Consider the following 12,051-nt stretch of genomic DNA (forward strand, 5'->3'; position numbering starts at 1 on the left):
CGGCGGCAGGAGCTTCAGCGCGGCAGCCCACCCTTCGACGTCGTACTCGGCTTCGGGCAGCTGGAGGTACTGCAGCAGGACGTCGGGCGCGGCGTCGTTGAGGACGGCTTCGCGCAGCAGCGTGCTGATCTCACTGCGCAGCCGGAGAATCGCGGGCGCCTGCGAGCGCGGCAGCACCGGCCCCCGGTAGATTCCGAGCGCGAGGCGGTGCGCTCCCCGCTGCAGGTAGTTCAATACCTGTACCGCGTCGACCACGAGCTCCGTGGGCAGGCGGTAGGGGCGTGATGAGGGAACCAGTGATCCGCCGTGCCGGGCAAGGACCTTGCGCAGGCGCAGCATCTCGGCCCGCACCGTAGTCCCCGAGGCGTGCTCGGGGTAGGCCATCAGGGCGAGCTGGTCCGCGCTGACCCCTCCGGGGTGGAGCGCCAGGAGGGTCAGGAGCTCTGCGTGCCGCAGGCTGAGCCGGACGGACTGTCCGCCCACATGCACCACCCCGTGGTCGGCGCCGAGGATCTGCAGGCTGTCGCGGTACAGTGCCCCGGATCGCTGGGAGGCCGGAGCGCGCCGTGCGCTGGCCAGCCGGCTCTGGAGGCGGTGGATGCTGAGCTGCGCCTCGGCGGCGGCTACGGTGGCCTCGACAAGGGACAGCGTGTTGGCGGCGACGGCATCGGAGGCGCCCGTGATGTCGACGACCCCGAGTACCGTTCCCGAATCCGGATCATGGAGGGGCACGGCCGTGCAGCTCCAGGGGTGCACCTGCGGACTGAAATGCTCCGCGCCCGCAATCTGGACACTGGTTCCGAGGGCAAGGGCTGTGCCCGGCGCACTGGTCCCGACTGCCGGTTCGGACCAGTCCGCTCCCGCCACGAACAACATCCCTTCGGCCCTCCGGCGCAGCTCCCGGTCGCCGTCGACCCACAGCAGGCGGCCGTTCTCGTCGCCCACCGCCACCAGAAGGCCGCTGTCGACGCTTGGCTGGACCAGCAGCCGGTTGATGACGGGCATGACGGCGGCCAGCGGATGGTTCCGCCGGTAGGCATCGAGCTCGTCCTCGGAATAGAAAATTCTGGCGGCGACGGCGCCGGGATCGGGAAGGTGCGTCAGGGACCGCAACCATGAATCACGGACGATCCTCCGCAGGTTCCCGTCAAGGCTGTCGCCCTGCCCCAGGGCCTCGTGGGCCGCGAAGGCGCGCTGCTGGACGGAACGGGAGGTCAGTTCCCCGGGACTGGACGAACGGGATGGCATCATCGGCACTTCCGCTTCGGAATCCGTCCCGCCGGCTCTCCTGTGGGACGGATCACAGTCTAGCGGCATTGGCCGCGGAGGCTACTCCCCCCGGGAGACCGCCACCATGGCATCCCGTGGGACCAGCTTCACCCTTTCGCGCACCAGTTCGGCATTGCCGGTCGTGTTCACGAAGTTGGCACCCGATTTCAGTTCGTGGGCGTCCAGTTTCAGCCAGCCCTCCCACGTGGTGTGCTGCACGCCGCGCGCCGCGAGGAGATCGATGATGGCATCCTTCGACGGGTCCTCCGCCGGGGGCAGGTTGAGGCGGTCCTCGAGCAGGTACCCGATGGTCTCCAGGGCGTCGCCCTTGGTGTGGCCGATCAGCCCGACGGGGCCGCGCTTGATCCACCCCGTCGCATAGATGCCCGCCACGGCGTTGCCGTCCTCGTCGAGAACACGGCCGCCCTCGTTCGGGATGACGCCCCGCTTCTCGTCGAAGCCGACCTCGGGCAGTTCGGAACCGAAGTAGCCGATGGCCCTATACACGGCATGCACGGGGTAATCAAGATAGTCACCGGTGCCGCGCACACTACCCTCCCCCGTCAGTTCGGTCCGCTCGAAGCGGATGCCGGCGACCTTTCCGGGGGTTTCGGGGGAATCGAGGATCTCCACCGGCGTGTGGAGGAAGTGCAGGTGCAGCCGGCGGGAGGCACCGGTCGGTTCGTCCTCGACGAGCCAGTTCGTCAGGGTCTTGACCATCGTCTTGGTCTGGTTGTTGCTGGCGATCTGCTGTTCGGAGGCTTCGTCGAAGTCGAAGTCCTCGGGGTACAGCACGATGTCGACGTCGCGCGAGTGCGAGAGCTCGCGGAGCTCGAGCGGGGTGAATTTCACCTGCGCCGGGCCGCGGCGGCCGAAGACATGGACGTCGGTCACCGGCGATGCCCTGAGTCCCTCGTAGACGTTGTCCGGGATCTCGGTGGTGAGGAGGTCGTCGGCGTGCTTGGACAGGATGCGGGCCACGTCGAGAGCCACGTTGCCGTTGCCGATGACGGCGATCTCCCGGGCCTCCAGCGGCCAGTTCCGGTCGACGTCGGGGTGGCCGTCGTACCAGGACACGAAGTCGGCTCCCCCGAAGGACCCCTCGAGGCCGACGCCGGGAATGGACAGGTCCGCGTCCTTGATGGCGCCCGTAGCGAAGATGACGGCGTCATAGAAGCGTCGGAAGTCGGAGAGCGTGAGGTCCCGCCCGTAATGGATGTTGCCGAGGAAACGGATGTCGCCGCGATCGAGCACCTTGTGGAGCGCGTTGACGATCCCCTTGATCCTCGGGTGGTCGGGAGCGACGCCGTACCGGATGAGGCCGTAGGGCGCCGGGTACTGGTCGAAGAGATCGATGCTGACCTCGAAATCGCCGCCCTGGACCTGGTTGGACTTCGTCAGGATGTCGGCGGCGTACACACCGGCCGGCCCCGCACCGATGATCGCGACCCGCAGCGGACGGGCCGCAGCTGAGGTAGACACTGATATGCCTTCTTCCGTGGGAAAAGCTCCGAGGTATGCCCTGCGCCCATAAGCGCACGTTTCCTTATTCTAAATGGAGGGCGGGATGAGGGACTAAACCGCCGGGGCGAAATTCGCTGGGGGAATAAACGGCACGCCGGCCCCGTTCTCGACCTCGTGAGTCGAACAGCGCAGAGAGCCCGACGCCCGGCCCGGAGTGAGAACTCGCTGGGCATCCTCTTCGGCATCGGGGCATACGGCCTGTGGGGTCTGCTGCCGCTGTACTTCATCATCCTCGCGCCGGCGGGTCCCGTGGAGATCGTGGCCAATCGGGTGCTGTGGTCGCTGGTGTTCTGCACCATCCTCCTGACAGTCCTGAAGTCCTGGGGACCGGTGACCAGGGCCGTTCGAACGCCGCGCATCCTCGGCCTCCTGACGATCGCCGCGCTCCTGATCGCGGTCAACTGGCTCGTCTATACCTACGGTGTGACCAGCGGCCAGGCCATCGAGGCATCCCTGGGCTACTTCATCAACCCCATCGTCTCGGTGCTGCTCGGCGTGATCGTGCTGCGCGAGAAGCTGCGGCCGCTCCAGTGGACAGCGATCGGCATGGGCCTGACGGCCGTCGTCGTGCTCGCCATCGGCTACGGTTCCGTGCCCTGGATCGCCCTGGCGCTCGCATTCTCCTTCGGCTTCTACGGCTTCGTGAAGAAGAGCGTCGGGTCCCGCGTGGACGCCGTGTCGAGCCTCAGCATCGAGACTGCTGTCCTCACTCCCATCGCCGCCGGCGTCATGCTGTGGCTCTCATCCACCGGCGCGGCGACGCTGCTGACCGAAGGCAGCGGACATTTCTGGATCATGGCCGCATCGGGGGTCATCACCGCGGTGCCGCTGATCTTCTTCGGCGCTGCAGCCCGGCGCCTGCCGCTCACCACCATCGGCCTGCTGCAGTACCTCGCGCCCGTCCTGCAGTTCCTGCTGGCACTGTTCGTCTTCGGTGAGGAGATGCCGGTCGAGCGCTGGGTGGGATTCAGTCTCGTGTGGGCGGGCCTGGCGCTGCTGACCATCGACATGCTCCGCACTGTCCGGCGGCAGCCGCGCGTGGGCAGGGGAGGCCGGGGGGCCTCAGCCCGCACCGGGGAGGAACCTGCAGCGGACGCCGCCCGCTCCGGCGGAGATCCTGCAGTGGACGCCGGCGGGTCTCCAGCGGACTCCGCCCGCTCCGGGACTGACGCCTCCCTGAAGCGCTGAGTGCTGAAGGGCTGACTGCTGAAGGGCGGGTCGGGCGCAGCTCAGGCGGCCACGAGATTCCAGTCCCTCGGCACCACGACCATGGGAACCGGCAGGGCGCGGAGCATCTTGTTCGCCGTCGAGCCGAGGAACAGCTGGCTGTGCTGCGCGAGGCGGCTCGAACCGACGATCACCAGTTCGCCGGCGTCCCATTCGATGTCATTGATGGCCTGCTCGATGGTGCGCCCGTGGGCCACCAGAATCGACGCGTCGTGTCCCTGCGGCAACTGCTCCACAGCACGGGCGAGCACCGAGTTCGCGTGCCGGTGGGCCTGATTGATGGCCTCACCCTCGTCGGCGGAGTCGGGCTGGTCGAGTGCGACGAGGGAGATCAGCCGGAGCGGCAGTCCACGCCGCGCGGCGGATTCCACGGCGACGTCGAGCACGGCTTCCGCGCCGGTCCTGGTCCCGACGGCGCAGGACATGCGAGTGAAACGGTCCCGGTGCCGGTAGCCCCTCGGCGCAAGAGCCACCGGCAGTGGTGAGGAATGCAGCACCGCGTTCGCCACGCTGCCCACGGTGAACCGGCGCAGCAGTCCGTTGCTCGACGCTCCGATGACGATGAGGCCGGCTTCTCTTTCCGCCGCTGCCTCCAGCAGGCCCGCGGCGAAAGAATCGGCAAGCCGCACCTGCGCCGTTACGTTGATGGCGCCCGGCACGCTCGCCGCGGCGCGCTCGAGGGCTTCCGTCGCCCGGCCCGTCCCGGGTGCGACGCTGCCGTCCTGCGGCCAGTCGAGCACCGTCACCAGATCGATGCCCGCGGCCTGCGTGAGGGCCAGCGACGCTGCCAGTTCCAGGGCATCCTGCCCGCGGTCATTATCGGTGTAGCCAACGACGTATCGCACAGGTGCTCTTTCTGGTCGGAACTGCCGGCGCTGAGGAATAGCCGCAACCGGCGCGGCCTCGACCTACTCTAGCCTGTCGGCTGGTGCCTCAAACCGGCGGCGTCAGCCCACAGGAGCCGACCCCGTCTTCAGGACCTCACCGCGGAAGAAGGCCGGGTTGACCCGGGACATGACGAGCATCAGCACAGCGCCCAACAGGATCACCCCGATACCGAGAATGAACACCATGCCCACGCCGCCGAGCTCGGATCCCGAGCCGTAGGACGGATCCATGGAGTCGATCGCGGTCTTGACGAACATCACCATCAGGATCACGCCGCCCAGCAGCGGGGCCAGGAACTTGAGGAGGAGATTGCGCACGGAGCTGAACGCGATCGTCCGGAAGTACCAGACGCACGCGAGCGCCGTGATCCCGTAGTAGAAGCAGATCATCATGCCGAGAGCCGTGATGGTGTCCCACAGGGCGTTCTCCGAGACGATCCTCGTGACCATGTAGAAGCCTGCGGCAGCCACGGCCGCCGCGATGGTGGCATAGCCGGGCGACCGGTGCCGCTTGCTGACGCCGCCGAACCTGTCCGGCAATGCCTGGTAGTGGCCCATCGCCAGGAGGGTGCGGGCCGGGGAGACGAAGGTGGACTGCAGCGACGCCGCAGAGCTGCTGAGGACCGCCATCGACATGAGAATGGCGAAAGGCCCCATGACCGGACCCGCGAGCGCCGCGAAGATGCTCTCCTGGTTGTCCGGATTGCCGGCACCGAATTCGCCTTCCCCCGCGCCCGCGAAGGAGAGCGTGGCGAGTGCGACGACCAGGTAGATGGCCATAATCACCACGATGGTGAGGGCCCCTGCGCGCCCCGGCGTCTTCTCCGGGTTGGTGGTTTCCTCATTCATGGTCAGGGTGACGTCCCAGCCCCAATAGATGAAGATGGAGAGCGAGACGCCCGCGGCGAAGGCGGAGAAGGAGCCGACGGCGAAGGGGTTGAACCACTCGGCGCTGATGGGTGTCGCGTCGAAAGCGGTGCCATTCGCGAGGTGGATGAACGCGGCGACGGCGAACCACGCGAGCACCACGACCTGGAAGGTCACCAGCACGTACTGAACGGTCTTGGTGGCCTCCATCCCCCGGTAGGACACCCAGCAGGCGAGTGCGATGAAGACCAGCGTGGTGGCGATGTTCACCGGAAGGTCGAGGGTCAGGTCGGCGAGGGCATCATTGCCCGTGACCTGCGACAGCAGAAGGTAGAAGAAGTCGACGGCGACGGCGGCGAGGTTCGAGAGCACGATGACCGTCGCGGCGATGAGTCCCCACCCGCCCATCCACCCGATCCAGGGCCCGAATGCCCGTGTTGCCCAGGTGAAGGACGTCCCGGAGTCGGGCATCGACTTGTTGAGCTCCCGGTAGCCGAGGGCCACGAGCAGCATGGGGACGAAGCCGACCAGGAAGATCGCCGGGAGGTTCACCCCGACCTCGGCGACCGTGGGTCCCAGGGCCGCAGTGAGGGTGTAGGCCGATGCGATGCAGGAGACGCCGATGACGACGGCGCCCAGTAGTCCCACCGAGCCGGGGCTCAACCCTTTCCTGCTCAGCCCGGTTTCGATGTGTAACTCTGTTTCTGTGCTCATGGAGTCGCCTCTTTGCGATCGGGCCCCGCGCCGGACGGCCTCGGGGGTCTGGCAGGTGTACGGCTCGGTCAGGATCCCTGGCTTCGGAGCGATTCCTCAGTGAGCGCGAGAACGATCGCCTCCGCGGTGACTTGCCCCATGCGGATAGCGCCGTCCACGTGCTGGTAGCCTTCGGCGGCGATGTCGGAGCAGGACCAGTAGATGGGCCCGACGGGAGTGCGCTGGTCGCGTCCGTACCGGTGGAGCCCGCCGAGGTCGTAACTCGACGCATAGGCGCCGCGCGTCCACTCCTCGGAGGCCCAGTCCGACTCGTAGTAGACCTCGGGATTGAGCGCCTCCGGGCCGAGGAACCCGGCGAGCGAGCCAAGGATCCGCTCGCGGCGGTCGCCCGGCTCGAGCTCGAACATGGCATCGGCCTTCTCGTCCGAGACGAACCCCACGAGGGTGCCCCGGGGGTCCTCGAAGTTCGAGTTGTCGTAGACCTCCTGCACGATCGAGCCCGCGCTGAACCCGGTGCCCGACAGCCCTTCCTCGCGCCAGAACGGCGTCGGATAGACCGCGTGGACCTTGATGACGAGCCCCAGCGACTGGTGCTGGTGCATCTGGTGCTGGCGCCGCGGCAGTGGAGGTTCGTAGGACACCCGGGAGTAGAGGTTGGGCGGCACTGCCATGACGGCGTAGCGCGCGTGGACCGTGGTGGTGTCCGAGATTGCAGCGACCCCGCTGCCCGCGCCCACCCCGCCCCAGCGCAGGGTGCGCACCGGAGCGTTGAGGACGACGTCGTCGCCCAGGTCCGCCGCCATGCGCTCCGACACCGATTGCATGCCACCGACGACACGGCGGTCGAGGATGAAGTTCTCGTTGACGAGGTTCGAAAACGATCCGGCGGTGGCCGCCATGAGGACGGCCTGCAGGGTTGAGAAAGCGTGCGCGGGTTTGGTCAGCATGCCGCCGGCGATGAAGAGCCCGATGTTGTTGCACGCCTCCTCGTCATTGGATTGCTGGCGCAGCCAATGGTGGAAGGAGACGGTGTCGAGGGCACGTGCATCGGGGTGGTTCCAGGGGGCTTCCGGCCCGGCCTCCCCGACGAGCCGGTCCATCACCTCGATCAGCCGCTCCATCTCCTCGCGGGTGCCCGTATCGACCGGGAACATGTCCCCGCTGTAGCGGATCGCCTCGCCGTCGGGCCCGATATAGACCGAATCGCCCTCGCGGTACCGGGGGAACGTATCCATCCCCAGCTCATCCAGCAGGCCGATGAGCGCGGACTGGTCGGGCGAAACCCATTGCCCGCCCACCTCGAGGACGGCTCCGCCCACGACGTCGGTGTGGGTGCGCCCACCGACACGGCCGCGTGCCTCGAGCACCGCCACCGAGTGGCCGGCTTTCACCAGCCTGCGGGCGGCCATCAATCCTGACGGCCCTGCCCCGATCACGACGACGTCGCGCTCCCGAATGTCCACGGTTCTTCTCCCTGCAACAGATGAGCCATCTCACTAAATGAACGACGTTCATTTATTTCGTCCTACTATAGTTCCAGAATGCGGACCTGGGAAGAGTTCGGGGAAAAGGAGCAACGATCATGGGCACAGTGCGACCGGATGCGCAGCGCCGGGCAGGACGGCCGCCGCAGGGGGTGCTGTCCCGCACCCGCATCACCGGCGCTGCGCTGGAGCTGATCGATGAGGCCGGTTACGACGGCCTGACGATGTCGGCCCTCGCGCGCCGCCTGAAGGTGGCGCCGTCGGCCCTGTACAACCATGCCGCCTCGAAACAGGAAGTGCTGCGCTGGCTGCAGGACCACGTGATGACCATGGTGGACTTCAGCGCCTTCGCCACCGAACCGTGGGCCGACGCCGTCCGCAGCTGGGCCTGGTCCTACCGCGGGGTGTTTGCCCGCCACGCACCGCTGGTGCCCGTGATCGCCGTCCTGCCCGTCACCGACGCGGCCGACACCCTGCGGATGTATGAGGAGGTGGCGCGCGGATTCCTTGCCGCCGGCTGGCCCGAGGATCGCGTGGTGCCGGCGATCGTGGCGCTCGAGTCCTTCATCTACGGCTCAGCTCTCGACGTCTCGGCTCCCAGCGACATCTTCGACTCGGGAGCCCTCGCCGGGGAGTTCCCCCTCTTCACCTCGGCGGTGCGCAGCAGCACCGGATCGGGTGGAAATGCCGCTGACGCCGCCTTCCGGGCAGGCCTCGAGGGGCTCATCACCGGCCTGGACAAGCAGTTGGCGGACTGAGCTCCGTGGACCCTGCGCACTTCTGGAGGCCGCAGGCGTACCGGCCCGCCGGAAGTGCGCAGGGTCCATTCGGGAAGTGTCAGGCCCCCACCGAGCGGATGGCGTCTTCGAGGACGTCGAGCCCGTCGGTGAGGAGCGCATCTCCGATGACCAGCGGCGGCAGCAGCCGGATCACGTTGCCGTAGGTGCCGCAGGTGAGGATGATGACACCCTCGCGCAGGCACTGGGCTGCAACAGCCTTGGTGGCCTCGGGATTCGGGGTTCGGGTCCCCGGCACCACGAACTCCATGGCGAGCATCGCGCCGCGCCCGCGGAGCTCGCCGATGATGCTGCGCTCCCCCAGCTCGGCCTGCAACGCGGTGAAACGCTCGGTGACCACGCTTTCGATGTGGCGTGCGCGCCCGGCGAGGTCGAGCTCCTTCATGGTGCCGATGGCTGCCAGCGCCGCGGCGCAGGCCACGGGATTGCCGCCGAAGGTGCCGCCGAGGCCTCCTGCGTGGACTGCGTCGAGCAGGTCCGCCCGACCGGTGATCGCCGAGAGCGGCATACCCCCGGCAATGCCCTTGGCCATCGTGATGATGTCGGGCACCACGCCCTCGTGGTTCACGGCGAACCATTCGCCGGTGCGGCAGAATCCCGACTGCACCTCATCGGCGATGAACACCACCCCGTGGGCTTTGGCCCATTCCGCGAGCGCCGGGAGGAAGCCCTCGGCGGGGACGATGAAGCCACCCTCGCCCTGCACGGGCTCGATGATGATCGCGGCGACGGATTCGCTGCCGATCTGCTTCTCGATCATCGTGATGGCCCGCTGCGCGGCTTCCGCACCCGTGATGGAGGGGTTCTCCTCGCGGAACGGGTAGCTCATGGGAACCCGGTAGATCTCGGACGCGAAGGGGCCGAAGCCGCCGTCGGGCCCGGCCTTGTACGGCATGGCCTTCGCGGTGAGAGCCATCGTGAGGTTGGTGCGGCCATGGTAGGCGTGGTCGAACGCGACGACGGCGTTCCGCCCGGTGGCCAGGCGTGCCACCTTGACGGCGTTCTCCACGGCCTCCGCGCCCGAGTTGAACAGCACTGTGCGCTTCTCGAAATCGCCGGGGGTCAGCTCGGCGAGCTGCTCGGCGACGGCGATGTACCCCTCGTAGGGGGTGACCATGAAGCAGGTGTGGGCGAAGTGCCCCACCTGCTCCCGGACCGCGTTCACGACGGCGGGATCGGAGGCACCGACGCTCGTCACCGCGATGCCCGCGCCGAGGTCGATGAAGGAGTTGCCGTCGACGTCGCGGACGATCCCGCCGTCGGCGTCGGCGGCGTACACGGGCACGCTCGAGGCGACGCCCTTCGCGACCACTGCGGCGCGGCGTGCCGCGAGCTGGGCCGACCTGGGACCGGGGAATTCGCCCACGATCCTGCGTTTTTGCTCAAGCCGGAATGCGGGCTCGGCAATGCGGGCGGCGGGGGAGGAAAGTGTTGTCATGGAAGTGATGTCCTTCTTGCCTAGGCGTCCAGCACGCTCATGACGTGCTTGATGCGGGTGTAGTCCTCCACGCCGTACATGGAGAGGTCCTTGCCGTAGCCGGAGCTCTTGAAGCCGCCGTGCGGCATCTCCGCCGTGAGCATGATGTGGGTATTGATCCAGACGGCGCCGAAATCGAGGTCCCGCGACACCCGCATCGCCGTTCCGTGGTCGGTGGTCCAGACGCTGGATGCGAGCGCGAACTCGACGTCGTTGGCCAGCTCCACTGCCTCGGCCTCCGTGGCGAAGGACTGCACGGTGATGATCGGACCGAAGGTCTCCTTCTGCACGATGTCATCGTTCTGGCGTGCTCCGGTGACGATGGTCGGTTCGAAGAAGTATCCCTTCTCCCCCGCGCGTTTGCCGCCCGTCGCGATGCTGCAGTGCGCGGGCAGGGCGTCCATCACCGCATTGACGGCGTTGAAGTGGTTGATGTTGTTCAGCGGCCCGAAGTAGTTGTTGGCGTCGTCCGGGCTGCCGGTCTTCAGCGTTCTGGTGTGCGCGACCATCGCCTCGACCAGCTGGTCGTGCGCCGCGTCCTGGACGAGCACGCGGGTGATGGCGGTGCAGTCCTGACCGGCGTTGAAGAAGGCGAACTCGGCGATGGCCTCCGCGGTCTTTGCGAGATCCGCGTCGGCGAAGACGACGGCCGGCGCCTTGCCTCCCAGCTCGAGGTGCGCGCGCTTCACCGTCTTCGCTGCGCCGGTCGCCACGGCGATCCCCGCACGGACGGATCCGGTGATGGACACCAGGCCCGGGGTCCGGTGCTCCACCATCGCCGCTCCGGTCTCCCCGGTGCCGAGGAGTACGTTGAGGACGCCCGCGGGAAGGATGTCCTGGGTCAGCCGCGCCAGCACGAGGGTGGATTCGGGGGTGGTGTCACTCGGCTTGAGCACCACGGTGTTGCCGGCCGCGAGCGCCGGCCCGATCTTCCAGATGGCCATGAGGAGCGGGTAGTTCCAGGGTGCCACCTGCGCCACGACGCCGATGGGCTCGCGGCGGATGTAGGACGTATGCCCCTCGAGGTACTCTCCTGCCGACTTGCCTTCGAGGATGCGGGCAGCTCCGGCGAAGAAGCGCAGCTGGTCTGCTCCGACAGCGACTTCCTCGGCGGCGATCATGGCACGCACCTGGCCGGTGTTGCGGTGCTGAGCTTCGACCAGCTCGTCGCTGTTCGCTTCAAGGGCGTCGGCCAGCCGAAGCAGCATCAGCTGGCGCTGGCTTGGCGTCACGTGCTTCCAGGTCCGGAAGGCCGTTGCCGCCGCCGCCATGGCGGCGTCGACGTCGGCCTGGTTCGACACGGGCGACTGCGCCACCACTTCGCCGTTGGTGGGATTGACGATGTCCAGCAGTTCGGTACCGGCCGCGGCGACGAACTGCCCGTTGACGAAATTCTTGAGAGTATCGGCCACGGGGGCGTCCCTTTCATTGGAGTGGAGCCGGCGGGCGGCTGGGGAATCTTCCGGAACACTACGCTCCGCCGCGGTCAGAAGCCACGGACAGCCGCACAGCGACTTTTCATAACCGTCGTGCACTAGCACAGGGAGGGCTTAGGGTTGACCCATGGCTATCACCCTCGGCTCACTGCTGGCCACCCCCGGCCTGGATCTCCACCGCGAGGGCGGAGTACCACTGCCGGAAACTCCGCTGCAGTGGGTTGCCGTCACCGAGCTGGAGGACCCGCTGCCGTTCCTCAGCGGAGGGGAGGTGGTGCTGACCACCGGTGTCCGGCAGAAGACCGCGGCAGCGCAGCGGAACTTCGTGACCCGCGTGCGTCAGGCCGGCGCACTCGCCGTGGGGTTCGG

At 67.7% G+C, this 12,051-nt stretch carries 10 protein-coding genes; 3 read left to right on the forward strand and 7 right to left on the reverse strand.

The window, feature by feature from the left end; all coding sequences use genetic code 11:
* Together Y704_RS0103100 and Y704_RS0103105 are read right to left on the reverse strand one after the other, a co-directional pair.
* A partial coding sequence (locus Y704_RS0103100) for a GAF domain-containing protein (RefSeq protein ID WP_035771408.1) occupies positions 1 to 1,251 on the reverse strand: 1,251 nt, incomplete at its 3' end.
* A 78-nt stretch (positions 1,252 to 1,329) separates the two neighbouring features.
* The gene (locus Y704_RS0103105; protein WP_026549013.1) at positions 1,330 to 2,751 is read right to left on the reverse strand and encodes an FAD-dependent oxidoreductase; all 1,422 of its coding nucleotides are present in this window, start codon (positions 2,749 to 2,751) and stop codon (positions 1,330 to 1,332) included.
* A gap of 156 nt (positions 2,752 to 2,907) precedes the next feature.
* Here Y704_RS0103105 and rarD point away from each other — a divergent pair, with 156 nt between their 5' ends.
* Positions 2,908 to 3,981: an EamA family transporter RarD gene (rarD, locus tag Y704_RS18665; protein ID WP_081747380.1), complete on the forward strand. Its 1,074-nt coding sequence runs from the start codon at positions 2,908 to 2,910 to the stop codon at positions 3,979 to 3,981.
* Positions 3,982 to 4,022: 41 nt separating this feature from the next.
* Here rarD and Y704_RS0103115 read toward each other — a convergent pair whose 3' ends face one another.
* From Y704_RS0103115 to Y704_RS0103125, 3 genes are all read right to left on the reverse strand, one after another.
* Positions 4,023 to 4,865, reverse strand: coding sequence for a universal stress protein (locus tag Y704_RS0103115; protein ID WP_026549014.1), 843 nt, complete (start codon positions 4,863 to 4,865; stop codon positions 4,023 to 4,025).
* 102 nt (positions 4,866 to 4,967) lie between these two features.
* Positions 4,968 to 6,488: an APC family permease gene (locus Y704_RS0103120; protein WP_026549015.1), complete on the reverse strand. Its 1,521-nt coding sequence runs from the start codon at positions 6,486 to 6,488 to the stop codon at positions 4,968 to 4,970.
* A 68-nt stretch (positions 6,489 to 6,556) separates the two neighbouring features.
* On the reverse strand, positions 6,557 to 7,951 hold the full coding sequence (locus Y704_RS0103125; RefSeq protein ID WP_026549016.1) for a flavin monoamine oxidase family protein: 1,395 nt from the start codon (positions 7,949 to 7,951) through the stop codon (positions 6,557 to 6,559).
* Positions 7,952 to 8,070: 119 nt separating this feature from the next.
* Between Y704_RS0103125 and Y704_RS18670 the strand changes: the two genes are divergently transcribed.
* Positions 8,071 to 8,730 (forward strand): TetR/AcrR family transcriptional regulator C-terminal domain-containing protein, encoded by a 660-nt coding sequence (locus tag Y704_RS18670; protein ID WP_035771410.1) that lies wholly within the window; start codon positions 8,071 to 8,073, stop codon positions 8,728 to 8,730.
* 79 nt (positions 8,731 to 8,809) lie between these two features.
* On the opposite strand, the gene gabT is transcribed toward Y704_RS18670, so the two are convergent.
* Both gabT and Y704_RS0103140 read right to left on the reverse strand, forming a co-directional pair.
* Entirely contained in the window at positions 8,810 to 10,207 is a 1,398-nt protein-coding gene (gene gabT / locus Y704_RS0103135) for a 4-aminobutyrate--2-oxoglutarate transaminase (RefSeq protein ID WP_026549017.1), read from the reverse strand.
* Positions 10,208 to 10,227: 20 nt separating this feature from the next.
* Positions 10,228 to 11,658, reverse strand: a complete 1,431-nt coding sequence (locus Y704_RS0103140; RefSeq protein WP_026549018.1) for a gamma-aminobutyraldehyde dehydrogenase — start codon at positions 11,656 to 11,658, stop codon at positions 10,228 to 10,230.
* 151 nt (positions 11,659 to 11,809) lie between these two features.
* Here Y704_RS0103140 and Y704_RS18675 point away from each other — a divergent pair.
* Positions 11,810 to 12,051 (forward strand): PucR family transcriptional regulator ligand-binding domain-containing protein (locus Y704_RS18675; protein ID WP_035771412.1); only part of this gene is annotated, 242 nt, incomplete at its 3' end.

This window comes from Arthrobacter sp. Br18, from assembly GCF_000520555.1.
Taxonomy (GTDB): domain Bacteria; phylum Actinomycetota; class Actinomycetes; order Actinomycetales; family Micrococcaceae; genus Arthrobacter_D.

Bases quoted from the DNA above. Each gene is read 5' to 3' on its own strand.
- Y704_RS0103120 (WP_026549015.1), bottom strand. From the start codon at position 6,488: ATGAGCACAGAAACAGAGTTACACATCGAAACCGGGCTGAGCAGGAAA.
- Y704_RS18670 (WP_035771410.1), top strand. From the start codon at position 8,071: ATGGGCACAGTGCGACCGGATGCGCAGCGCCGGGCAGGACGGCCGCCG.
- gabT (WP_026549017.1), bottom strand. From the start codon at position 10,207: ATGACAACACTTTCCTCCCCCGCCGCCCGCATTGCCGAGCCCGCATTC.